Source organism: Lonepinella sp. MS14436 (genome assembly GCF_042470565.1).
Classification (GTDB): domain Bacteria; phylum Pseudomonadota; class Gammaproteobacteria; order Enterobacterales; family Pasteurellaceae; genus Lonepinella.
In genome coordinates, this window is sequence record NZ_CP170385.1 from 2,074,012 (window position 1) to 2,099,548 (window position 25,537).

General features: G+C 37.3%; 20 protein-coding genes and 1 tRNA gene. 4 read left to right on the forward strand and 17 right to left on the reverse strand.

All coding sequences use genetic code 11. The annotated features are described in order from the left end of the window. Window positions 1-105: 105 nt before the first annotated feature. A complete protein-coding gene (locus tag O1Q81_RS10010; RefSeq protein WP_386697464.1) occupies window positions 106-1,824 on the reverse strand; it encodes a hypothetical protein in 1,719 nt (572 codons plus the stop codon). 485 nt (window positions 1,825-2,309) lie between these two features. On the opposite strand from O1Q81_RS10010, the gene nhaA reads away from it, so the two are divergent. Next, entirely contained in the window at window positions 2,310-3,476 is a 1,167-nt protein-coding gene (gene nhaA, locus O1Q81_RS10015; RefSeq protein WP_386697467.1) for a Na+/H+ antiporter NhaA, read from the forward strand. A gap of 67 nt (window positions 3,477-3,543) precedes the next feature. Here the strand turns inward: nhaA and O1Q81_RS10020 are convergent, their stop codons facing one another. From O1Q81_RS10020 to O1Q81_RS10055, 8 genes are all read right to left on the reverse strand, one after another. Beyond that, on the reverse strand, window positions 3,544-4,416 hold the full coding sequence (locus O1Q81_RS10020) for a VirK/YbjX family protein (protein WP_386697469.1): 873 nt from the start codon (window positions 4,414-4,416) through the stop codon (window positions 3,544-3,546). Between the two features lie 174 nt (window positions 4,417-4,590). Then, a complete protein-coding gene (locus O1Q81_RS10025) occupies window positions 4,591-7,209 on the reverse strand; it encodes an autotransporter outer membrane beta-barrel domain-containing protein (protein ID WP_386697470.1) in 2,619 nt (872 codons plus the stop codon). A 357-nt stretch (window positions 7,210-7,566) separates the two neighbouring features. Then, on the reverse strand, window positions 7,567-11,460 hold the full coding sequence (purL, locus tag O1Q81_RS10030) for a phosphoribosylformylglycinamidine synthase (protein WP_386697471.1): 3,894 nt from the start codon (window positions 11,458-11,460) through the stop codon (window positions 7,567-7,569). A gap of 152 nt (window positions 11,461-11,612) precedes the next feature. Next, window positions 11,613-11,702, reverse strand: a tRNA-Ser gene (locus tag O1Q81_RS10035). Window positions 11,703-11,837: 135 nt separating this feature from the next. Then, window positions 11,838-12,107, reverse strand: a complete 270-nt coding sequence (rpsO, locus tag O1Q81_RS10040; RefSeq protein WP_386687494.1) for a 30S ribosomal protein S15 — start codon at window positions 12,105-12,107, stop codon at window positions 11,838-11,840. Window positions 12,108-12,213: 106 nt separating this feature from the next. Further along, window positions 12,214-13,038, reverse strand: coding sequence for a 3',5'-cyclic-AMP phosphodiesterase (gene cpdA, locus O1Q81_RS10045; protein ID WP_386687496.1), 825 nt, complete (start codon window positions 13,036-13,038; stop codon window positions 12,214-12,216). Between the two features lie 12 nt (window positions 13,039-13,050). Next, complete coding sequence (nudF, locus tag O1Q81_RS10050; protein WP_386697474.1) at window positions 13,051-13,674, reverse strand: ADP-ribose diphosphatase; 624 nt, start codon at window positions 13,672-13,674, stop codon at window positions 13,051-13,053. Between the two features lie 109 nt (window positions 13,675-13,783). Further along, window positions 13,784-14,509 carry a 4'-phosphopantetheinyl transferase family protein gene (locus O1Q81_RS10055; RefSeq protein ID WP_386697476.1) on the reverse strand — a complete coding sequence of 242 codons (726 nt, stop codon included), beginning with the start codon at window positions 14,507-14,509 and terminating at the stop codon, window positions 13,784-13,786. A 245-nt stretch (window positions 14,510-14,754) separates the two neighbouring features. Between O1Q81_RS10055 and O1Q81_RS10060 the strand changes: the two genes are divergently transcribed. Together O1Q81_RS10060 and O1Q81_RS10065 are read left to right on the forward strand one after the other, a co-directional pair. Continuing rightward, window positions 14,755-15,027 (forward strand): BrnT family toxin, encoded by a 273-nt coding sequence (locus tag O1Q81_RS10060; protein WP_386687502.1) that lies wholly within the window; start codon window positions 14,755-14,757, stop codon window positions 15,025-15,027. Continuing rightward, window positions 14,990-15,283: a BrnA antitoxin family protein gene (locus O1Q81_RS10065; protein WP_386697479.1), complete on the forward strand. Its 294-nt coding sequence runs from the start codon at window positions 14,990-14,992 to the stop codon at window positions 15,281-15,283. Before O1Q81_RS10060 ends, O1Q81_RS10065 begins: the two co-directional genes overlap by 38 nt. 54 nt (window positions 15,284-15,337) lie before the next feature. Here the strand turns inward: O1Q81_RS10065 and htpG are convergent, their stop codons facing one another. The 5 genes from htpG to pyrH all read right to left on the reverse strand — a co-directional run bounded on the left by htpG (window position 15,338) and on the right by pyrH (window position 19,904). Beyond that, window positions 15,338-17,218, reverse strand: a complete 1,881-nt coding sequence (gene htpG, locus O1Q81_RS10070) for a molecular chaperone HtpG (protein WP_386697482.1) — start codon at window positions 17,216-17,218, stop codon at window positions 15,338-15,340. 167 nt (window positions 17,219-17,385) lie between these two features. Beyond that, window positions 17,386-17,961, reverse strand: a complete 576-nt coding sequence (locus O1Q81_RS10075; RefSeq protein WP_386697484.1) for an opacity family porin — start codon at window positions 17,959-17,961, stop codon at window positions 17,386-17,388. 78 nt (window positions 17,962-18,039) lie between these two features. After that, the gene (locus tag O1Q81_RS10080; protein WP_386697487.1) at window positions 18,040-18,543 is read right to left on the reverse strand and encodes a SprT family zinc-dependent metalloprotease; all 504 of its coding nucleotides are present in this window, start codon (window positions 18,541-18,543) and stop codon (window positions 18,040-18,042) included. A 40-nt stretch (window positions 18,544-18,583) separates the two neighbouring features. Next, complete coding sequence (frr, locus tag O1Q81_RS10085) at window positions 18,584-19,141, reverse strand: ribosome recycling factor (RefSeq protein ID WP_386697489.1); 558 nt, start codon at window positions 19,139-19,141, stop codon at window positions 18,584-18,586. A gap of 46 nt (window positions 19,142-19,187) precedes the next feature. Continuing rightward, a complete protein-coding gene (gene pyrH / locus O1Q81_RS10090) occupies window positions 19,188-19,904 on the reverse strand; it encodes a UMP kinase (RefSeq protein ID WP_386687515.1) in 717 nt (238 codons plus the stop codon). A 142-nt stretch (window positions 19,905-20,046) separates the two neighbouring features. On the opposite strand from pyrH, the gene O1Q81_RS10095 reads away from it, so the two are divergent. Next, window positions 20,047-21,594: a phosphoethanolamine transferase gene (locus O1Q81_RS10095; RefSeq protein ID WP_386697491.1), complete on the forward strand. Its 1,548-nt coding sequence runs from the start codon at window positions 20,047-20,049 to the stop codon at window positions 21,592-21,594. Window positions 21,595-21,652: 58 nt separating this feature from the next. On the opposite strand, the gene tsf is transcribed toward O1Q81_RS10095, so the two are convergent. The 3 genes from tsf to ppiD all read right to left on the reverse strand — a co-directional run bounded on the left by tsf (window position 21,653) and on the right by ppiD (window position 25,523). Further along, the gene (tsf, locus tag O1Q81_RS10100) at window positions 21,653-22,507 is read right to left on the reverse strand and encodes a translation elongation factor Ts (protein WP_132302172.1); all 855 of its coding nucleotides are present in this window, start codon (window positions 22,505-22,507) and stop codon (window positions 21,653-21,655) included. Window positions 22,508-22,662: 155 nt separating this feature from the next. Next, entirely contained in the window at window positions 22,663-23,391 is a 729-nt protein-coding gene (gene rpsB / locus O1Q81_RS10105; RefSeq protein WP_386687520.1) for a 30S ribosomal protein S2, read from the reverse strand. A gap of 260 nt (window positions 23,392-23,651) precedes the next feature. After that, window positions 23,652-25,523: a peptidylprolyl isomerase gene (gene ppiD / locus O1Q81_RS10110; RefSeq protein ID WP_386697494.1), complete on the reverse strand. Its 1,872-nt coding sequence runs from the start codon at window positions 25,521-25,523 to the stop codon at window positions 23,652-23,654. Between the last annotated feature and the right edge of the window lie 14 nt (window positions 25,524-25,537).

The following is a 25,537-nucleotide window of genomic DNA, read 5'->3' on the forward strand; positions in this document are numbered from 1 at the left end:
TTTTTGGTTATTATCTCAGAAACAGGTATTTACACAAATTTTGTTATAGGCTCTGGAGTTTACGCATAGTTGGAAATTCCTTTAACACTGACAATAATTTCTGCTTTAACTTATTAGTGGCATATCCCAATATTTTTGTTTAAATTTAAAAATAGATTTATTCAAGAAACCAATAGAAATATTAAATACAAATGAAACCCTTGCTCCTTTTAAAACTTCCCATTGTTTAGCTGGTCCGTAATCACTTCTCAAAACATTATTAACCTTTTGGAATTCGTTAATTAAATACTCTTGAATGTTTATGATTTTTGAGAAATCCATTAGTTTATTGCTGTAAATTATACTGTTAAAATTGCTATTTTTGAACGCTGTTATCTCTCCTTTCAATAAGTTTCTAAAAGTATTCCATTCATACATTGCTATCCCATTTTTTGTACACATATCAAGATTTTCTATAGAATGCAGCAAAAGGAATCTACTGCTTTTCTTTATATCTAACTTATTTACAATGTTTTTTCCTAACCTTGATATAAGGCGTTCCTTTACATTACTTGTTGATATCTTACTCTTTAAAGTATTTAATTGTTCTACTCCATGCAATAATTGGCTATTAGTACAATATTCGCTAAATTCATCTCTAAAGAATGGATGAATAGTATCTATTCTGTGTTTAATTTGACAGAAATAAATTAAGCCACTATCCTTGTCATAAATTAGAATATCTGAGTCATACTTCTCTTTAGGATCATTTATTCCTTTTGTGATTAAAAATCTACCTTTATCTATATTATCACCTAAATATTTTAGAATATATTCTGTTTCAAACCATCTCCCTCTCCCCTTCATACTAATTAAATAATTTCTTAAACTTACTTGAAGAGCAAACTTTAAGTTAATATTGTTTATTCTGATAGTATCATCATCTATTTTAGTAAAAATCCTATCACATTTAGGTAAATCTAACTTGTCTATATCAGCAAAAAAACGAGATATCTCGCCATCAGAAAATCCAAATGATATTAAATCCCTAACATCAATATATCTTACTATATTTATCTGTTTAGTTTTAATAATCTCCTGCCCTAAAAAAAGAGACAATAATATTACAAACTCTGCTACTTTTCTCAAACTAGAAAAAATAAGACGATCATTCTCATCAAGAAACTTGATATAATTTGGATTGATACTTAAATATTTATCTAAAGCAATATCGACCCAGTTTTGGAATATACTATCTTCTCTAGATGTTACTTCAAAGACATTTAATTTTATTTGAATTAAGAAGTCAGAAATATGGCTTTGTTGTGCAAAATAACGAGAAAACCAAATCATTTTATAAGAAGAGTAATATTCATCATTAAGCTCATATCTCCCATTGCCATTAATTATTAGGACATCACTTAAAATATATACTAATAAATCACTCAAACTATAGAGTATATATAAATTAACTTTGACTTGGCTTGGCAACTCGTCTAAATTTAATCCTCTCTTTCGTTCTAAATCCTCTTTTGCCCTTTCTTTGTAATCATTTAAAATTAACTCATAGTTTTCTATAAATTCTTTTTTATTATCATTGTAAAAGTATATTTCTATTCCAAATTCACTTGCAAAAAGACTAAATATGGGTTTATTATTTGATAATATGGTTTTTATCCATTTTAATACTTTCAAAAAATCTCCTAGAAGAACGTTGGAAATATGCTTTCTTAGAGATGACTCGTCTACACTAAGAGGATCTTTGATAAGAGAAATTGTTAATTTTCTCTTTTCTTCATCCATAGAATTCAAATTGCTTTCAATAATTTCAAACCAAGATTTCATATTTCTATCCTTTAAAAGTAACACATATTGGAAAGCTACTTTATATATTAAATAATCTAGCCATGTACTCTATAGACCTATCCCTTGCCAACACCTTCGGCTGGCACAAATCTAGCAGCAAACAGGTTTTGCAGCGTTTGCCGTAGGTGGTACCGTTTTGTAGCAATTCACATACAGCGGCGATTATTCATATCTTCTCCGATTAAATTTATGCAGATTTACAGTCCAAATGCAATACTAACCCCGCTATTACTTAAAAAGTCTCTTGCCTTACCACAACCCGCCTGCATTTCCAACTATAATAAAACTATTCTCACAAAAATAAACATCTATCAAGTTTAACTTAAAATACTACTCTCTCCACCTGTAAGAACGCCGTACCCTTCCAACTCAACTCCATGCAAATCCCCCCAACGAAAATCTCCCCATTTTCTCCTTAATTATGGTAGTATTTTTCTTTTACATTTTTTAGGAGAACTATTTTTATGCTCAATTTTGTCCAGCGATTCTTTAAAATGGAATCTGCTAGTGGGATTTTATTATTGATCTTTGCTTTTGTTGCCATGTTATGTGCCAATAGCAGTTTACAATCTACCTATTTCAATTTTCTAGATATTCCTGTCGCAATACAATTTGGTTCGTTTGCGATTAATAAAACCTTTATTCATTGGATCAATGATGGTTTTATGGCGGTGTTTTTTGTCGTGGTGGGAATGGAAGTAAAACGTGAAATACTAGAAGGATCATTGTCAAGTTATCAACAAGCTATTTTCCCTGCATTTGCGGCGATTGGTGGCATGATCGTTCCTGCGATTATTTATTGGTTTATCACTCAACAACATGCTGAATTATCAAATGGCTGGGCAATTCCTATGGCAACCGATATTGCATTTGCTCTTGGTATTGTGGCATTGTTAGGTAAACAAGTGCCTTTACCCTTGAAAGTGTTTTTACTCGCCCTTGCTATTATTGATGATTTAGGGGCTATTGTTGTGATTGCGTTATTCTTTTCTTCTGACTTAAGTACGCAAGCATTAACCATTTCCGCTATTGCTATTCTTGGCTTAGTTATTCTCAATCGTCTGAAAGTCGGTCATCTTTGTGCTTATATATTAGTCGGATTGGTGTTATGGGCAGCAGTGTTAAAATCAGGTGTCCATGCGACTTTAGCTGGGGTAATTCTCGGATTTTGTATTCCGCTTAAAGATAAAAAAGGTGAAAGCCCATTACATACTTTTGAACATATTTTAGCTCCTTGGTGTTCATTTTTTGTCTTGCCATTATTTGCTTTCGCTAATGCTGGTGTGTTTCTTGGTGATGTGGATAACGATATGATTTTCTCTGCTCTACCATTAGGGATTACTCTTGGATTACTGATCGGAAAACCGCTTGGAGTCTTTAGTTTCAGCTATCTCTCGGTTAAATTAGGGATAGCAAAACTACCAGAAGGCATAAATTTTAAGCAGATATTTGCCATTGCAATACTGTGTGGCATAGGCTTTACTATGTCGATGTTTTTAGCCAGTTTAGCCTTTGTGGGAGAAGCTGATAGTGCAATCAACACATTGTCCCGATTGGGTATTTTATTGGGTTCCTGTGGTTCTGCAATTTTAGGTTATGGCTTACTGAAAATCACTACTAAAAACGCATAAAAAATTCACCGCACTTTTGTCGTATGATCAGAAGTGCGGTGATTTTTAAACCCATTTTAAGCGTAAACTATTTCATTAAAAAATCTTTCATTTGCTGTTCTAATGCGTCAAACATTTCATAACGTTTACGATACATAGAACGTTTTTTACTGGCAATTTCTTCTAATGGTTTTCTCTCAATTTGACTCGGTAATTGCCAATATTTATCATGATATTGTGCATCATTTTCCTGCCAAAATTCATCATAATTAAAGAGCAAATCTTTAGAATCATTCCAACGATATTTTGCTTCATATTTATGTGGAATACCGATTAATTCACAACCTAACTGACTAGCGAATATTTTAAAAACATTCACCAGCATAAACATTGGACGAACACCATGTAAGGCTTTTGTCGCATTACGCACCGCTAATTGGGCTTGCTCATGGTTTGGTCCTTGAATTGAGGCGATTAACAATTTATTGGGTGATAAAAAAGTAAATGACGCATCATAAATACGATTTTTCTGTTGATCAACAATATTGAGGGAAAAAAATCCTTCTAAAGGATCGACCCGATTGAGATTTAAATATAAATCTAATTCATCGGTTAATTTTGCTAATAGCACTTTCTCTTTTTCTAGCAATACATGTACTTTGTCCACAGGCAAAAACTGCTCGGCTAAAGAGAAATTTTGCATGATTGCTTTTAAACGCTCTGTACCATTAAACCGTTTATCACAAAATTTATTTAATAAGGTATTGATCCGATAAATATCATTCTGGAAAATTGGCTGCCATATTGGATTAGCGACTAAATAATCTGATAAGCATTGGATCTGTTTTTTATATACTACTAACCGCATTTGATAGCGGAGATATTCTCTCGACAATTTTAACAGGCGTTTCTCTACAGGAAACATCTTTTTAAAGGTAATTAATGAAGCTAAATTAAACATAATAAAAAAGGATAAAATAATAAATTGGCGAGATTATAGAGATAATCTATTAATATGACAACCTAAAAACAAGATTAAAAATCACCGCACTTTGGGTTACACAGAAAAATAAAAATCTGCCTAAACTTCACTCTCCATAGCAAAGCAAGGCAGATTATTTTATTTCAGTTTAAATTACCATTGATAACGGTAAGTCGCTTGAGCCGACCAGTATTTTTTAATATGTTTACCGTAGGCATTATTCGCTTGAATGCTAAAGCTATGATTACCACCTGATAAACCTAAACCGACTGCGGTTTCCACTCTGCCACCAAGGCGTGCAACATCAAAACCTTGTTTACCTAGTGTCACTTGATTATGGTTAAATTTATCATAAACACCGTTCACTTCCGCAAATGGTTTTAAATTCAAGCTACTGGTTTGAATACCTTTCGCCAAACGTACACCTGCTTTGCTATGTAATACATTTAAGCGATCTTCATATTTGTTACCAGAAATAGTTGACCAACCTAATTGTACTTGTGGTGTTACTGACCATTGGTTTGCAAAATTAAATTCTCGACCAACTTCAGTGGAAACAGTGTAAGCATTATAATGATATGTCACATCTTTTTTGCTGGTTCCACCTGTATTAAACTCGGAGCGTAAACGAGAGTATTTGGCAATACCGTCCACATAGAAGCCATTATCATTCAAATAGCTCGCATAAAGTGCAACCGCTTTTGAATATAATTTGGCATCGCTATATGAACCATCAAAATCCATTTTAGCGGCAGTAGCACTGACAAATCCACCAAGACGTACATTATCCGTTACACCTGTATCTGCACCGAGTTGTAAATTGTAGGTATCCAATGTACCACCAGATGTTTTACTTTGGGAGGATACAGATTGCTCATCAAATTTTTGAGTTTGATTGACACTACGTGTCCATACACTGGTTGACTTGCCATTTCTTACATCGCCTAAACGTTGATGAACGCCAGCTAATTCTGCATCAAGAATAGTAACTTGAGCTGCTCGCAGAGAAGTCAAATTATTGGCTGTATCATTCAACTCTAGCTCTGGTTTAGCTGTTGAACCGTTATTTGGTTTAGTCTGCGGTTTGTTATCTTTCTTCGGCTCTGTCTTAGGCTCTACTTTCGGTTCTACCTTAGGTTCAACTTTCGGCTCTTCCTTAGGTTCAACTTTTGGCTCTTCCTTAGGTTCAACTTTTGGCTCTTCCTTAGGTTCGACTTTTGGTTCTACCTTAGGTTCAACTTTCGGCTCTTCCTTAGGTTCAACTTTTGGCTCTTCCTTAGGTTCGACTTTTGGATTTACTTTAGGTTGATCAGATTGTGGATTATCTTTTGGTTCTTCTTTCTTTTTATTAAAATTAGGATCGACTTCAGGTTTACCATCCGCTCCTTTCTTATTCGTCAATACCCAGTCAAATGACTTATCTCCATTTTCATTGCTCAAACGGTAACGATACCCACCAGCATTTACATATTCATTGCCATTAGCTAATTTCACCGTAAAATTCTCTGGTGGTGTATTTGCTGCTCTTAAAACTGTAACTTTATGTTGATCTGGTTCAGTAAACATCTCATCACCGCTTTTATCTGTGATGTTCAATGTAGCACTAGATTTTGCATTACCAAAATTACCCAGTATTTCTACTTTATCACTTTGATTGTTCGAAAGATTAGAGTTTAAATGGAATCTATGATCTCCCTCGTACGAATTTTCTATCCTCAAAGTTTTAAATTTATCGCCAGCATGTTCAAAATAAATATCAGAATTACCGCCAACTGAAGATAGGCTATTAACAATAGAATCAGAAGTCAAATTCCATTTAGAGCCTGATTTCAAGGTAATATCCACATAACTTTTCGGTTCTTTAAACCCACCAGTCAAAGTAGAATTTGCTCCAAGATCAAACACGGTAGTAATTCTCTCAGCCTTATCTGCATTAACGTGTACTAACTGATCTTCAATAGCTAAAGTAGTATTTTCAAGGAATATTCCTATAGTTCCATTAGTAGTTCTCCAATCAATACCTTGTTTAGCACTAATCGTACTATTAGTCAGCGTAAAATTATGATCATACATCCCTCCTTGACCCTTTACAGTTTCTACTGTAAGGAAAGAACCATTGTTCCCCGTATTTTTAGCCGTAAGATTATTCGCTGTTAATGTAGAATGATCTCTCACGGAAAATAGGGTGGAATCTTTACCTGTAGCATTTAGTAATACATTGTCAAACGCTGCTTCAGCCGATTCAAGTATTACAACCGCACTCTTATTACCATGATTAGTAATTGATGAATTATTCATGGTTACTGGATAATTACGAGGAACATTCCAAAATTTCAATGCTCCATATAATGGCGAGCCTTCTTTTGCTGATTGAGTTGTCAAATCGACCGTTGCATTTTTAATAGTAACAATGGCGGTATCAAAATATAAACCATATAAACTGGCAGGGTTGGTTGAATCAACTTTTAGTCCATCAATGTTAATAATACTATTATTAACATTTAAAACCCCAGATTGCTTTTCTGAGTGAGTAATAGAAACATTCTTCAAAACAGCTGAGTTCGTACCAGTTTTATGCTCTATATAAAGAGAATAAAGTCCACGCTGATCTCCTGTAATATGTTTATTCTTTAGCTCATAATAACGTTCGTTATATGAAGTTTGTATACCTACATCTTCTAGATCAGTGTTAGCATAAGAAAAATTTGGAATAGCAAAATTCGCCATTAAAGCCAGCGTCAATGCTGAATATTTAAAATGAATCCGTTTCATTTCATCACCTTTTGTATATAAAAATTATAAAAAATAAACTAACCTATAATAAACTGCAAAAAGAATGATATTTCACCGAAAAAACTATTTCAACTGAAATTTTAGATATTTTAGTCTAAAAACACAAAATAAATCGATATTAAAGAAATTGTTGATTTTTATCAAAATCCCTTTAATTTAATAGTAATTATCATTTGACAAAATATATCCAATTAATTTATCAAGAAAAAAAACAGGTCAAAAAATACGTAAACGTTTGCTAAAAATAACGTAAACGATTGCCTAAAATGGGATAAAAAAAATGGATAACACGCCATGTTATCCATTTTCCTTTAAAGAATTGTGGTTCTTGTTCTACTATTTAAAAAACACTCTGGCATTTCTAAATAATCGCATCCAAGCACCGTCTTCGTTCCATTGTTTTGGATACCAAGAGTTGCTCACTGCACGGAATACCCGCTCTGGGTGTGGCATCATAATTGCCACTCGTCCATTATTGTTTGATAGTGCCGTAATGCCCTCTACTGAACCGTTCGGATTGGCTGGGTACATTTCGGTAGGTTGAATATTGTTATCTACATATTGAGCAATAATTAACCCTTGTTCACGTAACCCTTGTAATTGATTTTCGTGTTTAAATTCCACTCGCCCCTCACCGTGCGACACGGCAATCGGCATGTGTGAACCAGCCATGCCAGCAAACCAAGGGGAATGGTTTTCATTAATGCGTACCAATGCTGCTCGAGCTTCAAAACGTTCAGACGTGTTACGTACGAAACGAGGCCAATTTTCTGTACCAGGGATAATTTCGGCAAGATTAGAAATCATTTGGCAACCATTACAAATCCCCAACGCCAAGGTATCTTCACGTTCAAAGAACGCTTGGAATTGATCACGAAGTGCGGTATTAAATAAGATAGATTTTGCCCAGCCACCACCTGCACCGAGAACGTCACCATAAGAGAACCCACCACAAGCCACTAAGGCATTGAAGTCTTTGAGATTGTGGCGTGCATTATGCAGATCGCTCATGTGTACATCAATGGTCGCAAAGCCTGCACGATCAAAGGCGGCTGCCATTTCAACATGGCTGTTCACCCCCTGTTCACGCAAAATTGCAATACGTGGTTTTAGTCCTTTCGCAATATAAGGTGCCGCCACATCTTTATTAACATCATAGCTTAAATGGGCTGAGAATCCTTTATCATCGGCATTTTTCTTGGCTGCAAATTCTTGATCCGCACATTCAGGGTTATCACGTAAACGTTGCATTTGGTGGGTTAATTCCGCCCAGATACCTCGTAATTCAGAGCGTTTTTCACTAAGTAATAGTTTATTACCACGGTAAATCTCAAATTCATCATTTTCTGTCACATAGCCCAGTTCTTTGGTTAGATGAAGTAGCCCGTGTTGGTTTAATACATCACGTACGGCATTAAGCTCACTTTCTCGCACTTGAATAACCGCACCAAGTTCTTCATTAAATAGCACGCTAAGATCGTTATCGCCTAAAGTGCTAATATGCACTGATACACCACAATGTCCTGCGAACGCCATTTCAGCCAAAGTGACAATTAAACCACCGTCTGAACGGTCATGATAGGCTAACAAGTTACCCTTTTGAACCAGAGTTTGCATCGCATTAAAGAAGTTTTTCAATAAGCTCACATTGACTACGTCCGCTGGTTTGTCGCCTAATTGTTTATAAACTTGTGCTAATGCCGTTGCACCAAGGCGATTTTTCCCTTCACCTAAGTCAATTAACAATAAACGAGTTACCCCTTGATCAGTACGTAATTGTGGGGTCACGGTTTTGCGTACATCTTCCACTCTAGCAAAGGCAGAAATCACCAACGATAACGGAGCGGTGACAGATTTTTGTTCGCCGTCTTCCTGCCAAGTGGTTTTCATTGACATGGAGTCTTTGCCCACAGGAATGGTTAAGCCTAAAGCAGGGCAAAGTTCTTCACCCACGGCTTTGACTGCTTGATATAAACCTGCATCTTCGCCTTTGTGTCCTGCCGCTGACATCCAGTTGGCAGAGAGTTTAATGCGTTTAATATCGCCGATATTGGTGGCAGCGATATTGGTGATACTTTCCGCTACCGCTAAACGAGCAGAAGCGGCGAAATCTAATAATGCCACAGGCGCGCGTTCGCCAATGGTCATGGCTTCACCGTGATAGCTGTCTAAGGAAGCGGTGGTGACTGCCACATCGGAAACAGGAATTTGCCACGGACCGACCATTTGATCGCGAGCCACCATTCCCGTTACGGAACGGTCGCCAATAGTAATTAAGAAAGTTTTTTCTGCCACCACAGGTAAACGCAACACGCGGTGTAAAGCATCTTTTAATGTAATGCCATGTTGAGAAACTGCTGGATTTTGCACCGCACTTGATTGTACATCACGGGTCATTTTCGGTGTTTTGCCCAATAACACATTCATTGGTAAATCAATCGGTTTGTTGCCAAAATGACTGTCATTGAGCGTTAAATGCAATTCTTCGGTCGCTTCGCCGATCACCGCATAAGGGGCACGTTCACGCTGGCATAGTTCTTCAAATAACGGTAATTTTTCTGGCGATACTGCTAAGACATAGCGTTCTTGCGATTCGTTACACCAAATTTCCAACGGTGACATGCCACGTTCATCACTTAAGATTTTGCGTAATTCAAAATTACCGCCACGACCACCATCGTGTACAAGTTCAGGCATCGCATTAGACAAACCACCAGCACCCACATCGTGAATAAACAAAATCGGGTTGTCATCGCCTAACTGCCAACAACGGTCAATCACTTCCTGACAACGGCGTTCCATTTCAGGGTTATCTCGTTGTACAGAAGCAAAATCTAAATCTTCTTTGGATTTCCCTGAAGCCATAGAGGATGCCGCACCGCCACCTAAACCGATATTCATGGCAGGACCGCCCAACACAATTAATTTTGAACCCACGGCAATCTCGCCTTTTTGCACATGTTCAGCACGGATATTGCCGATCCCGCCTGCCAACATAATCGGCTTGTGATAGCCACGCACTTCTTCACCCGCAAAACTGTTCACTTTTTCTTCATAGGTGCGGAAATAGCCTAACAAGGCAGGACGACCAAATTCATTATTAAATGCCGCACCGCCTAAAGGTCCATCTATCATAATGTCTAACGCCGAAGCAATGCGATTTGGTTTGGATAACGGATTTTCCCAAGGTTGCTCAAAGCCGGGGATCACTAAGTTAGACACTGAAAAACCGACTAGCCCTGCTTTTGGTTTGGCACCCCGTCCTGTTGCCCCTTCGTCACGAATTTCACCGCCCGAACCTGTTGCTGCCCCAGGGAATGGCGAAATCGCTGTTGGGTGGTTGTGGGTTTCCACTTTCATCAAAATATGAGCATCTTCATTGTGATAGCGATATTGCCCGTCTTGATCGGGGAAAAAACGCCCCACTTTTGAGCCACTCATCACCGCCGCATTATCTTTGTAAGCCGACAGCACATAATCAGGGGTTTTCTCAAAGGTGTTTTTGATCATTTTAAACAAGGATTTTTCTTGTTTTTCACCGTCAATCACCCAATCCGCATTAAAGATTTTATGGCGGCAATGTTCCGAGTTGGCTTGTGCGAACATATACAATTCAATGTCCACGGGGTTACGCCCAAGTGCGGTGAAATTTTCCACTAAATAATCGATTTCATCTTCCGCCAACGCCAAGCCTAAATTGACGTTAGCCTGTTCTAACGCTTTGCGACCACCGCTCAAAATATCCACCGTGGTAAAGGCTTTTGGCTCTTGCTGATCAAATAATTTTGCTGCATCTTGCGGATCACGCACCACATTTTCCATCATTCGGTCGTGAATATGAGAACACAATTTCGCCTGTTCATCTTCCGTTAAGGCACATTCAAACTCAAAATAAAACGCCAAACCACGCTCTAAGCGTAACACTTTATCTAAACCGCAGTTATGGGCAATATCGGTGGCTTTAGATGACCAAGAAGAAATCGTGCCAACTCTTGGAATGACCACAAAACAGTCACCCTGCGGTTCATGTTGTGCCAAGGTTGGACCGTAATGTAATAATTCTTCTAATTCTTTACTTTCTTCTACATTTAATGCTGATGTTAAATTGGCAAAATGCACATATTCTGCATAACAAGATTTAACGGGTAAATTAGCTTTTTGAAAACGCACTGACAACTGTTTCAAACGAAATTCAGATAAGGCTGGTGAGCCTCGGAAAATTTGGAACATTGGATTTTTCCTTGCTTAATGTGGAATGAATAAAACTTACTTATTATAAAGGAAAAGAATGGATAACGAAAACGTTTGCGTAAAAATTAAAAATAAAATATCAAAAAAGCAAAAAGCCGTTATCATAATGATAACGACTTCTCTGAATTAAGTGGCGGAGGAAGTGAGATTCGAACTCACGGAGGGCGTAAACCCTCGCCGGTTTTCAAGACCGGTGCCTTCAACCGCTCGACCATTCCTCCGCAGTTGAATGCGTTAGATAATACGAATTTTATAGTACTCTGTCAAGAACGAAAAGCATCTCTTAATATCATTTGGTCGTTTTTAAAGCAACAAAAAAGCGTCCAAACTGGACGCTCTAAATCAATATATAAGAATTAACGACGTAAACCTAAACGTGCAATAATATCTTGATATTTTGCTAAATCTGTACGTTTTAAGTAGTCTAATAATTTACGACGACGAGAAACCATACCTAATAAACCACGGCGACCGTGGTGATCTTTTTTATGTTCAGCAAAATGAGCTTGTAAATGATTGATTTGTTCAGTTAATAATGCGATTTGCACTTCTGATGAACCAGTATCTTTTGCATCACGACCGAATTCAGCCACGATTGCTGCTTTTTTTTCTACGCTTAGAGACATTTTTTTACTCCCAAAGAGAATGTTGATCATACATCATTCGCCGATCTCTAATTCAGCGAAGACAAGGAAATCGTATTGTAACGATTTCAGTAGAAAATGCAATCAATTAATAACCTAATTCGTGCATATTAGGCAAAAATTCAGCTTGTTGAATACGTTGAACACGGGTTTCTATGCTGCCATCCGATAACAACGTAATTTCTCGCCAAGCTGGTTGTAAAGTATCTAATGTAAAGACATTATTATCAGGTTTAAATTGCACACTAGTAGCTGGCGTACACATAACTTGATAGCCATTCCATTGAGCATCTACCTGTTGATGAATATGTCCATGAATAATGCCTCTCACATTTTCATATTTCAGCAAAATTTGTAATAACTGATGTGCATTGCGTAAATTATGCTGATCCAACCATGCTGAATTAGTCGAAAGCAAATGATGATGCAACACTATTAAAGAATAACGTTCTTGATATTCTTGCAACTTATCGTCTAACCAATCAAGTTGATACTGGCTAAGTTCACCATGAGGCACTCCATAAACTTGGCTATCTAACAGCAAAATCTGCCATTTATTGCCCACCAATAAATGTTTATCTGTTTGAATATAATGTTGCTGTTGACTAAATACTTTTTCCATTACAGGCTGAAAATCGTGATTACCAGGAATCCAATATACAGGTTTCTCTAATCGATTAATCGCCTGACAGAAATTCAAATAACCTTCTTCGCTAGCATCTTGCACCAAATCGCCCGTTGCTAACACAAATTGATACTCTGCCACCGATAGCTGAATTTCATTTAATACTTGTTGAAAACTTGCGTAGGTATTAATTCCTAGTAACTCACTGGTTTTCTGTTTAAACAAATGTGGATCGGTAATTTGAATAAAGCGAATTTTTTCATCATCTTGATCGATACATTCTGCCATTGTTACAATCCCCTATCGCCATTGTTGCTGTAAACGAAGATAATTTAACTGCAACCATTGTAATCCCATAACGGCAATACCATTATCAATTTTACCCTGTTGCAACCACTGATAAGCCGTTTCGCGACTTATCACATGCACCTTAATATCCTCATTTTCATCAGCTAACCCGTGCAAGCCTGTGGCTTTACTACTATCTACTTTGCCTGCGAACAAATGAATCCGTTCAATCACGCCACCTGGGCTATCCCAAACGCTCAAGGTGTGTTGTAAATGGGTAATTTCTACTCCCGCTTCTTCTTGGCTTTCTCGCAAAGCGACACTTTCTGGCGTTTCATTTTCTTCCACCATACCAGCAATCAGTTCTAATAACCAAGGTGAATTCGGTAATGCTGGATTATAAGCCCCGATACGAACTTGCTCTACTAATACGACACTATCTCGCTCAGGATCATAAGCTATCACTGCCGAAGCAGCTCCTTTAACTAATAATTCCCGAGTGACAATACCACTCATTCCGCCTGCGAATAATTTATGGCGGAATTGAATTTTCTTCAATTTGAAGAAACCTTTATATAATAAGGTTTCATCTATAATTTCAATATCTTTTTGAGTAAATTGAGTAGTGTTAGGCATAATACTGCTTCCTAATTATTTAAGATTTAAACTTGCATTAGAATACTAAAAAAAAAATATAATGTTTCAATTTTTTTTTAATTATTTGAACTAGGTCACAAAAAAACTTTTATTTAGATGAATTAACAAGGTAATTTAGTTTATTTTGTAACGGATATGAATGTAATTGATTTTCTTGCCAGCAAAAATATTGAGCATTTTGCACCGCACTTTGTTCAGCAAAAACAGCTAAATAGAAAGGTAACTCGGAGATAAAGGTTAATTCTCCTTGTGGACAATAGGCAGAATGCAAAGTTTTAGCCACAGGATCGTGCTGTACTTCACTCAATTTTACAATCCCCACACCTTGAGATTTTAAAATAGCTTCTCGCAAACACCAAATACGATAAAACGCCTGTCTGGGATTAGCTTGCTGGGTGAACCATTGTTGTTCTAACGGTGAAGCAAAATGACGTAAAAGTGCGGTGTAATTTCTTGTTTTTTTTGGAAATTCTATATCAATTCCTACCGCACTTTTTCCATGTTCTACCACATTTAACACAACCGCAACCCAATCTCCAGAATGACTAATATTAAAATCAATATTGTCTATAGGAAATTGTGGGCGACCGCTTGCTGTGCGATAAATTTGCCCCAAAAGTGCGGTGTTAATTTCCGCTTTTTTGGCTAAATTCCACAATAAAAAGTGAGCAAGTTGGCGACAACGATAGCGTTGTTGTACTCGTAGATTACTATTTTTAGGTAACAAACGGAACTTTTCTGGAATAAGCTCCAAAGGCATATTCTCAAAAGGGAAAGATTGCTGAATATTGGCGTAGGCAATGAGTGTTGTCATAATCGTATAATCTAAAAAATTCCTGTAAATATACAATAATAAGGTCTGAATGTACAACTCAAGTACAACAACATAGTAAATTAACTCATGCTTAAATTTATCGCTTATTTTTGTGATCTTCATTCCAAAAACCGAGGTAAAACATAGCAGTATATTATTAATACAGGTAAGCTCCCTATTATTTTCTAAGTTTGACATACCTCTTTTTTGTACGTACAATTATTAAACAACTTGTGAGCATTCAAATGTTAATTAGCTATGATGAGAATAAGCGAATAACCAATATCACTAAGCACGGTATCGACTTTGTTGGTTGTGAAGTAATTTTTGATAATCCTATGCTGACCACGGAAGATAAAAGACTTTTTTATGGTGAGCAACGGCTACAAAGTTATGGCATATTGCACCATCAAGTTGTATTTATGGTTTGGGTTGACAGAGAAGTCCCTCATATAATTTCAATCAGACAGGCGGACAAATATGAAACAAGAAAATTTATCAATGCCATTTATCGATAAAAACTCACTGCTTGCCAACGCACCTGAAACCGTTGAAAAAGATGATTCAGAGCAAGTATTTGATTGGGATAATGCGGTGGTGAGTTCAGATTTACAGGATCTCAGGGAAAAATTAGGGCGACCACGTTTAGCCAATCCCAAAAAATCGGTCACGATTCGTCTTGATAATAGTATCCTACAATACTTTAAAGCCACAGGTAAAGGGTGGCAAACTCGCATGAACAGTGCTTTGCTTGAATGGATTGCCTCACATTAAGAAACATAAGGGGAACGATGAAAGTTCCCCTTAGCATTATATTAAAAATTAATCCTATTTTAACAAGCCATTCATTCGCTTAATAAACGCCGTTGGGTTTTCCAATGTACCCCGTTCCGCAAACATCGCTTGTTCTAGCAACAATTCCACCCAGTTAGCAAATTCGCTTTCATCGGTTAGATCAGCGACTTTTTTCACTAAACTGTGCTCAGGATTGAGCTCAAAAGTATATTTCACTTCTGGCACTGGCTGACCGCTCATGGCAAAGAGTTTTGCCATTTGGGTGGTCATTTGATCGTTGTCCGTAGATACCACCGCTGGTGTATCGGTCAAACGGTGGGTTAAACGCACGTCTTTGACACGTTCACCAAGCAAAGTTTTGACTCGCTCCACAAAAGAACCTAGCTCTTTTTCTGCTTCTTTTTGGCTGTCATCTTGTTTATCTGCTAAATCGCCTAAGTCTAAATCGGCTTTGGTGATCGGCTGTAACGGTTTGCCGTCAAATTCGGTTAAATAGCTTAACATCCATTCGTCAATGCGGTCGGAAAGCAACAACACTTCAATGTCTTTTTTGTTGAACAATTCCAAATGCGGACTGTTTTTTGCCGCTGTGTAGCTGTCTGCCGTGATGTAGTAAATCGCTTTTTGTCCGTCTTTCATGCGAGCAATATAGTCTTCAAAAGACACATTTTGCTCAGAACTATCATTCTTACTTGATGCAAAACGATAGAGTTTCGCAATCTGTTCTTTGTTAGCGAAATCTTCTGCTACGCCCTCTTTTAACACTAAGCCAAATTCTTTCCAGAAGCCCAAGTATTTTTCATTATCCTCTTTGGCTAATTTTTCCAACATTTGCAACGCCCGTTTAGTCAAGGCTTTACGCAATGCCGCCGTGGTTTTGTTATCTTGCAAAATCTCACGAGAAACGTTTAATGGCAAATCGTTGCTGTCTAACAACCCTTTCATAAAACGCAAGTAATTCGGCATAAACACTTCCGCATCGTCCATAATAAACACGCGTTGTACATAGAGTTTCAATCCGTGTTTTTGCTCACGATTAAATAAATCCCATGGAGCTTTGCTTGGCACATACAACAAGCTAGTATATTCTTGATTGCCCTCGACCTTATTATGTTGCCACAACAATGGATCGGCAAAATCATGGCTTAAATGTTTGTAAAATTCTTTGTATTCTTCATCGGAAATCTCGCCTTTGGATCTTGTCCACAAGGCTTGGGCTTTGTTGATTTTTTCCCATTTTACGCCTGTTTCTTTGCCCTCATCATCATATTCTTTAGCTAAAATTTCCACAGGCAAGCCGATATGATCGGAATATTTGCCGATAATCTCACGCAACCGCCAATCGTTTAAAAATTCTTTTTCATCATCACGCAAGAATAGGGTGATTTCCGTGCCACGTTGTTTTTTCTCAATATCTTCAACGGTGTATTCGCCCTCACCATTTGACATCCAAAGCACGCCATTTTCCGCAGGTTCACCCGCCACTCGGCTACGTACTTCCACTTTGTCCGCCACAATAAACGCAGAATAGAACCCCACCCCAAATTGACCAATTAATTGGCTATTTTTCGCCTGATCTTGCCCAAGTGCGGTTAAAAATTCTTTGGTTCCTGATTTTGCCACCGTGCCGAGATTATCAATAATCTGCTCACGGTTCATACCAATCCCATTATCACTAATGGTCAAGGTGCCTTTGCTTTCATCAAATTTAATGCGAACGTACAAATCGCCATCGCCCTCATAAAGCTCTGGTGCTGACAGGGCTTTAAAGCGTAATTTATCTGCCGCATCAGAGGCATTGGAAATTAACTCACGTAAGAAGATTTCTTTGTTTGAATAAAGTGAGTGAATCATCAGATGCAATAATTGTTTCATTTCCGATTGAAAGCCACGAGTTTCTTGATTTTTGCTCATTTTATTTTCCTTAAATTGAATTAGTGAATAAAGTATGGGTAGATAGATTAGGTTGAAAATGGAAATTTCAAGTTTTAAGACAAGAAAAAGTTAAAATGTAGGGTACAAAAAACCCCGCACTTGCGTACGGGGTTAAGCATATTACGCCACTATGTGGCTAAATAAAATTAGAAGTTGTAACGAATACCCACTTTGGCACCGTATTGTTTTACTTTGGTATCATCAAATTTGCCTAAATAATTGTATTCAACACCACCATTCAATGCCCATTTAGGTGTAAATGAATATTGAACACCAGCTACAGCACCAATACCTGTTGCATAATCTGATTCAGAGGATGATTTTGCTGTTGTTATACCTTGGTTGGTTGCCACTTCATATTTATCTATTTTCGCTTTATTAACAGATAAACGAGCCCCTACATAAGGTTTAAGATCAGAGTTAATCTTAATATCATAAATTGCGGAGAATCCTAGACCTTGCCCTTTTGCGGAAAAACGCTGAGAGTAAGATTGCTCAACATGAGTGTCTTCCAATTTACCATAATGACTATAATCTAGGGCAAATCGCCAATCATTAAGTTTATACCCCACGGCAAAACTTGGGCTAAAGCGAGATTTACTTAAATCATCAGTTTTAAGTTTTGAATACCCCAAATCCCCTTGCACATACCAGTTACTTGCACTAGCAGAAGTAGCTACTGCTAGTGAGCCGATCATAATGGCTAATGCCAATTTTTTCATAATAAATCCCTCATATAAGAAAAATAATAAATTCCGCTATTAGTATAACCTTATCAAATACATAAATCATTATAAAATTTAATTAGATTCACAAAAATTCAATTTTTTTCGACAAATTCGACAAAAATACACCGCACTTTCTCGCATAATTTTATTATGGCGACGTTGGCTCAGTTGATGAATTTGGCAATCACAAGCATAAGCATAGGTTTTACCTTGCACCGATTGCACATCAAATTGATGGCAGGTATCCGCTGGTAATTGAAATAAATTCTGCATAATCCCTTGCCATTCTTTACCATGTGGTTTAACCCGTCCAAACAGTTGATACACTAATAAATGGGCTAATTCGTGTGGCACCACCTGTTGAATAAATTCTTGTGGATTTTCTAGCAATAAAGTGCGGTTTAATTTGATTAAGTTTTGTGGCAAATAGGCAACACCCGCTTTTACTCCTCGCACATCGTAACTGATTGTAGGCATTGGAAATTGACGTTGAAAATGATTTTCTGCCAGTTGTAAACAAGCGGACAAACGGCGTTGAACTTGCATTTTTAGGGAGCGGAATTGATCGTTTTGCATATTTGTAGGGGCGTATTACATTACGCCCCCTACCATAGTATTAAAAATCCATTAACTCTTTTTCTTTATCCGCTAACACTTCATCGACTTTTTTGATGAACATATCAGTAATTTTCTGGATTTCTTCTTCTGCTTTACGTTGATCGTTTTCGCTAATTTTTTTGTCTTTTAACAAGGCTTTGATTTTATCGTTAGCATCACGGCGAACATTACGAATCGCCACCTTGCCTTGCTCACCCTCACCTTTGACTAATTTAATTAAGTCACGGCGACGTTCTTCGGTTAATGGTGGAAGTGGTACACGAATCGTTGTACCAGCAGATGAAGGATTTAAACCTAAATCAGAGGTTAAAATAGCTTTTTCTACTGCTTGAATCAATGAACGGTCAAAAACCGTTACCGCTAAAGTACGAGCATCTTCTGCCACCACGTTAGCTAATTGGCGTAATGGTGTCGCCGCACCGTAATAATCTACTTGAATCGCATCTAATAAAGAGGGTTGAGCTCGTCCGGTGCGAATTTTAGCAATATGCCCTTTTAAGGATTCAAGGCTTTTTTCCATACGCTCTTGCGTGTCTTTTTTAATTTCGTTAATCATTGTTTTTCCTTTAATTTTATGAATCTAAATTTTAACCTGAAATCCCTTAACCTGAGATAGTTGTGCCTTCACTTTCACCTAAAATCACTTGACGTAATGCTCCTGATTTACCCATATTAAATACTCGAATTGGAATACCATGGTCACGAGCAAGGGTAAAGGCGGCTAAGTCCATTACTTGTAATTCTTTCTCAATCACTTCTGCGAAAGTGAGTTTTTGGAATAATTTAGCATTTGGATTTTTAGCAGGATCGCAGTCATACACACCATCTACTTTAGTGGCTTTCAATACCACATCGGCTTCAATTTCAATACCACGCAAGCACGCCGCAGAATCTGTAGTAAAAAATGGACTACCTGTGCCTGCGGAAAAAATCACTACACGTTTCTCACGTAACATTTTGATCGCTTCAGACCAGTTATAAGTATCGCAAATACCATTAAGTTGGAAAGCCGACATTAATTTTGCATTAACATCAGCACGGTGTAACGCATCACGCATTGCCAAGCCGTTCATCACCGTAGCCAACATACCCATGTGGTCGCCGACTACACGGTTCATACCTGCTTTGGCAAGTTTAGCACCACGAAACAGATTGCCACCGCCAAGCACTACACCGACTTCAACCCCCATTTCGACCAATTCTTTGATTTCAATCGCCATTCTATCCAAAATAGACGGATCGATACCAAAGCCTTCCGCACCTTGTAGTGCCTCACCGCTTAATTTTAACAACACACGTTTATAAATAGGTTTGCTCATTTTTCTATCCCCTAAGATCTTGACATAAAATGCTTGTTATTATAAAGCAACATTGCTTATCAGGAAATAGGCATAGCAGATCTATTTGAAATTCGTTAAAATTAGCAGCTATGTAACGTTTCATTTAAATAAGGAACATATTTTGTCATTTTTTCAATCACTCAAAAAAATAACTGCGGTGATTTTCGCTTTAGTTTGTCTATTTTTTGCCAGTAAATTATTATTAATCGGCACAGGATTTTATCCACAGCCTAGCTTACGTGAGATTCTGGTATTCGCTGGGCTAATCTTGTTATTAAATGCCTCCAAAAAGATTTTTTGGTACATTGTGTTTCCAATTATTATTTTGCACGCACTTTATGCTCCCGTTGGCATGACTTTTGGCGCACCATCTTATCAATATATTGCCTCTGTTTTTGCCACAGATCTGCTTGAAAGCAAAGAATTTCTCTCACAATTACCGTTAGTCAATTATCTCTATCCCGTTGCGATTATCGGTTTATTCTGCCTATTCGGTTATTTAAGCCAAAAATTTGAGCTACATTTTTATAAAAATAAAGTGTTATTAGCCATCATTGCCGTTTTCTTAGTTTGGGATAACGTTCCATTGAAATTTATCAGGGAAACTTATACGGCTAGCATAAAAGTAGAAAAAGAACTTTCTCGGCTCAATAATTTCAGCATTGAAAACCAATGGGGAAAATCGAGTTTAACCAACTCAAAATATGATGATTATGTATTGATCATCGGCGAAAGTGCGAGAAAAGATTATCATCATGCTTATGGTTATCCCGTGCCAAATACCCCTTTTATGTCTAATGCGAATGGCGTTCTAATTGATGGTTTTACATCTGGCGGTACCAACACGATTGCATCATTAAAATTAATGCTCACTCAACCTGATACCCAAAACTGGGAGGGCAATTACAGTTTGAACATGATCGATCTGATTAAATCCGCTGGCGTTAAAACCTACTGGATTTCAAATCAAGGTTATTTAGGCGAATTTGACACACCGATTTCCGCCATTGCTAACCGTAGTGATGAACGGATTTTCTTAAAATCAGGTGATAGTTTAAATTCAAATATAAGTGATTTTGAACTTTTGCCTAAATTGCAACATGTACTTGAACAACCAAATCAAAACAAACGCTTTATTGTGTTACATTTATATGGCTCACACCCCATCACCTGCGACCGCTTGAACGATTATCCTAAGATTTTTGATGATAATAAGATTGCTAAAAAATATTTTAATGTGAACTGTTATATTTCTTCTATCCAAAAAACCGATGATATGCTCAAACAAGTTTATGCAAAACTCAGCGAAAATTTGCAAAAAAATCACCGCACTTTTTCCATGATTTACTTTTCTGATCACGGTTTAGCCCATCAAATCACGGAAGATGATATAAAAATTCACAACAGTGCAGGCAAAAGCAAACGTCATTATGATATTCCACTGTTTAAAATTTCCAGTGATGATAATCAACGTCATGAATACAAGGTGTTCAAATCTGGTTTGAATTTTACCAACGACATTGCAAATTGGATCGGAATTAGTAATCCATTATTAGATCCTGATAGAGATTTATTTAGCCCTCAGGCGGATCCCGATGATTATGGTTTGAAAAAACAAATTGAACAGATTCAAGCGGAAGATGATCCTGCAATCGTTATTCCACAATAAAGCATAAACTGAAAAAGCAGGCATCAGCCTGCTTTTTCATCTTTTAACAAAGAATAAATTAAGCATTTCCGCCAGTGATTTTAGCTACTTCAGCTGCGAAATCTTCTTCTTTTTTCTCAATACCTTCACCCACTTCTAAACGAATGAAGTTAGTCACTGTCGCACCAGCGGCTTTTAAGAAATCACCCACTGATTGTGATGGATCCATAACAAATGGTTGACCTGTTAATGATACTTCGCCAGTGAATTTTTTCATACGACCTTCAACCATTTTTTCTGCGATTTCACGTGGTTTACCAGATTGCATAGCGATATCTACTTGAATTTCACGTTCGTGAGCAACCACTGCCGCAGGTACATCTTCAGGATTAACGAAGTCAGGACGGCTTGCCGCTACGTGCATTGCCACTTTTTTCAATAATTCTTCATTAGCGTTTTGACCTGCAACTAATACACCGATTTTCGCACCGTGTAAGTATGAACCGATTTCTGTGCCTTCTAAGAATTGAACACGGCGAACCGTCATGTTTTCACCGATTTTTGCTACTAATGCAGCACGTTTTTCTTCGAAGTGTTTAGCTAAATCTTCGATTGAAATACCTTTGTTAGCTACAGCATAGTCAGCCACTTCATTGGCTAAACCTAGGAAACCAGCATCTTTTGCTACGAAGTCAGTTTCACAGTTCATTTCAACTAATACACCGAAACCTGCACCGATACGAGCAAGAATAACGCCTTCTGCTGCAATACGACCTGCCTTCTTAGCCGCTTTTGCTTGACCAGATTTACGCATATTGTCGATCGCTAATTCGATGTCACCGTTCGCTTCAACTAATGCTTTTTTACATTCCATCATACCTGCACCAGTACGATCACGAAGTTCTTTTACTAATGATGCTGTAATTTCAGCCATTTTATTGTCCTCTAAATATTCTTGAATGGAAATACGATGTTTGAATAAAAAATGATAAAAAAACACCGCACTTTTGGGAATTTGTTAAAACAGGGAACGATTGTCCCCTGTTTTATTTACTGTTTCATAAGGGGTTTATACCTTATTTGTGCAAATTATTCTGCAACAGGTTCTTCAGCGAATTTTTCTTCAACTGTCGTTTCAGCTTGGCGACCTTCTTTAATTGCAGCAGCTGCAGCATTTAAATATAATTGAATCGCACGAGTTGCATCATCATTACCTGGAATGATGAAATCAACACCGTCTGGCGTTGCGTTAGTATCTACTACAGCAAATACTGGAATACCTAAGTTGTTTGCTTCTTTAACCGCAATATGTTCGTAGTCTGCACCGATAACGAAAACCGCATCTGGAAGACCAGCCATATCTTTGATACCGCCAAGGCTTAACTCAAGTTTTTGCATTTCACGAGTACGATCTAATGCTTCTTTTTTGGTTAATTTGTCAAATGTACCGTCTTGAGATTGGGTTTCAAAATCTTTCAAACGTTTGATTGATTGACGAACTGTTTTCCAGTTAGTCAACATACCACCTAACCAACGGTGATTAACATAATATTGTTGACAGTCTAATGCTGCTGCTTGAACTGCTTCGGTTGCTGCACGTTTGGTACCAACGAATAAGATTTTGCCGTTGTTGCTTGCGATGCGAGTCAATTCAGCTAATGCTTCATTGAATAACGGAAGGGTTTTTTCTAAGTTTACGATATGAACGCCGTTACGAGCACCGAAAATGAATGGTTTCATTTTTGGATTCCAGTAACGAGTTTGGTGTCCGAAATGTACGCCTGCGTCAATCATTTCACGCATTGAAACTTGTGCCATAATATTTTCCTTTTAATTTGGGGTTGAGCCTCCACATACCAAGCAAACCGACCGTTTGGCACCCCGATTTACTCCTGTGATATGTGTGTGTTGTTAATAAAAAAATAATGCTATTCCCCATGGTTTTAGAATTGGGAAAAAGCGGTGCAATTTATACCATAAAGTGCGGTCAAAAACTAGCTAATTTTGCAAAAATTAGCAAAATAAAAGCCTATTGCATCATTATTAAGACAATAGGCTTAAAACAACTTGAAAAATAATTATTCAGATTGTTGTTTCATAAAATCTTCATTAATCTCGATTTTTGCTTTGGCACGTAGGGATTTCAGTAAGTTCACCTGCAAATCAGTCGCTTTGTTACGTTCTACTTGCAAATCAAATTGACGGCGAACTGCATCTTCTACGTTCGCATTTTCAATTTTATCTAATACCACAATCACCACATCACCACTATTGGTTTTAGCCGCTTGATAAGCCTTTTTACCGTTTTCCGCTTTCATGGCAAAAATCACATCATTTAAGACTGGATCTTTATTTTCTGCATAAACCCATTTTTCTTCTGCTCCGAATTTCACATTATCAGGTAATGTACCTGTTTCCGTTAATCCTTTAACTAGGCTTTCCGCTTGAGCTAATACAGCTTTTTCCGCTTTTTGATGTTTTAAGAAAGTTTCAATTTCAGCTTTAGCTTCATCTAAACTTTTTGTACCTTGAGCTTTATGATCCAACACTCGAACCACGATAGAATGCTGTTCACCGACATTCATCGGTTCAGAATTTACATTACCTTGCGACACGTCGCCATCAAAAATTGCATTTACTACAGATGGGAAATTTAACTCTTTTGGTAACGCATTGCGTGGGAAATAATCTGTTTCTTTAATTTCCGCACCGATAACTGCGGCTGCCGATTTTAACGATGCTTGATCTTCAAAGGCTTTTTCTGCGACTTTCTTCTCCACGGTATAGAATTGGGTATTGAGTAATTCTTGACGAACCTGTGCGATAACCTTATCTTTCACTTGCTCTAATGGTAGCACGACAGCTTCTTTACGATCTTTCACTTTCACAATATAATAATTGTTATCCACTTTAATTGGGGTGCTATATTTACCTACTTCAACTAAAGTCGCTGCATCTTCAAAATCTTTTGGTAAATCACCATTATTTAACCAACCTAAATCACCGCCCTTTTCTGCAGATAATTTATCACTAGATTTTGTTTTAGCTAATTCCGCAAAATCTGCTCCGTTTTGTAGGGCTTCATATACATCTAACGCTTCTTTTTCGTTCGGTAATTGAATATATGCCAACTGTTGTTGGGCTTTAGTGCTAAATTGATCTTTATTGTCTTGATAATATTGTTGAATTGCGGTGTCAGTAACCGTCACATTCTTTTCTACTACGGCTTTAGTTAAATCAATATATTGCACTTTGACTAATTCTGGCACGATAAAAGCAGATTTATTCGCATTATAATGATCGGCAATTTCTTGCTCTGTTACGCTCTGTTTATTTAATTCATTCGCTAACGGTAAACGAGCTAAACGCACTTGACGTTGTTGGAAAAATAATTGAGCAAATTCATTTTGCGTTTTTGGCATTAAAAACTCGGTTTCGGCTAAACCATGTTGCAACTGTTCTAAACGCAAAGATTCACGTAAATATTGAGCGTACATATCTGCATTCATACCATTAGTACGTAATACCTGTTGGTAAGCATCATTACTAAATTTGCCATCAATTTGGAACATTGGCGTTCTGACGATTTCTTGCTTAATACGTTCGTCACTGACGGTTAAATTTAAATCATTCACATATTGCGTTAATAATTGCTGATCAATCAAACGATTCAATACCGTACTTCTTAATCCTTGACTGAATTCTGGCGTGTCTGCGACAGCAGCAAATTCTGCACCAAGTTGATTACTGATACGTTGATATTCATCATTATATTGTTGTTGGAATTGATGTTGAGAAACTTCTTCACCATTCACTTTCACCGCTGAAGTATCCACACTTGCACCAAGATAGCCATACATACCAGTAATGACGAATGAAATGGCGATGACTGCCATAATGGCTTTTGCCACACCACTATTTGATGCGTTGTGCATTTTTTCCATGAACATGGGCATTAATCCTA

Coding starts and splice junctions, on each gene's coding strand:
- nhaA (WP_386697467.1), top strand. CDS start 2,310: ATGCTCAATTTTGTCCAGCGATTCTTTAAAATGGAATCTGCTAGTGGG.
- O1Q81_RS10020 (WP_386697469.1), bottom strand. CDS start 4,416: ATGTTTAATTTAGCTTCATTAATTACCTTTAAAAAGATGTTTCCTGTA.
- O1Q81_RS10060 (WP_386687502.1), top strand. CDS start 14,755: ATGTTAATTAGCTATGATGAGAATAAGCGAATAACCAATATCACTAAG.
- O1Q81_RS10080 (WP_386697487.1), bottom strand. CDS start 18,543: ATGCAAAACGATCAATTCCGCTCCCTAAAAATGCAAGTTCAACGCCGT.
- htpG (WP_386697482.1), bottom strand. CDS start 17,218: ATGAGCAAAAATCAAGAAACTCGTGGCTTTCAATCGGAAATGAAACAA.
- frr (WP_386697489.1), bottom strand. CDS start 19,141: ATGATTAACGAAATTAAAAAAGACACGCAAGAGCGTATGGAAAAAAGC.
- ppiD (WP_386697494.1), bottom strand. CDS start 25,523: ATGTTCATGGAAAAAATGCACAACGCATCAAATAGTGGTGTGGCAAAA.
- O1Q81_RS10075 (WP_386697484.1), bottom strand. CDS start 17,961: ATGAAAAAATTGGCATTAGCCATTATGATCGGCTCACTAGCAGTAGCT.
- tsf (WP_132302172.1), bottom strand. CDS start 22,507: ATGGCTGAAATTACAGCATCATTAGTAAAAGAACTTCGTGATCGTACT.
- O1Q81_RS10010 (WP_386697464.1), bottom strand. CDS start 1,824: ATGAAATCTTGGTTTGAAATTATTGAAAGCAATTTGAATTCTATGGAT.
- rpsB (WP_386687520.1), bottom strand. CDS start 23,391: ATGGCACAAGTTTCAATGCGTGAAATGATTGACGCAGGCGTACATTTC.
- O1Q81_RS10065 (WP_386697479.1), top strand. CDS start 14,990: ATGAAACAAGAAAATTTATCAATGCCATTTATCGATAAAAACTCACTG.
- cpdA (WP_386687496.1), bottom strand. CDS start 13,038: ATGGCAGAATGTATCGATCAAGATGATGAAAAAATTCGCTTTATTCAA.
- rpsO (WP_386687494.1), bottom strand. CDS start 12,107: ATGTCTCTAAGCGTAGAAAAAAAAGCAGCAATCGTGGCTGAATTCGGT.
- O1Q81_RS10055 (WP_386697476.1), bottom strand. CDS start 14,509: ATGACAACACTCATTGCCTACGCCAATATTCAGCAATCTTTCCCTTTT.
- purL (WP_386697471.1), bottom strand. CDS start 11,460: ATGTTCCAAATTTTCCGAGGCTCACCAGCCTTATCTGAATTTCGTTTG.
- O1Q81_RS10025 (WP_386697470.1), bottom strand. CDS start 7,209: ATGAAACGGATTCATTTTAAATATTCAGCATTGACGCTGGCTTTAATG.
- nudF (WP_386697474.1), bottom strand. CDS start 13,674: ATGCCTAACACTACTCAATTTACTCAAAAAGATATTGAAATTATAGAT.
- pyrH (WP_386687515.1), bottom strand. CDS start 19,904: ATGAGCAAACCTATTTATAAACGTGTGTTGTTAAAATTAAGCGGTGAG.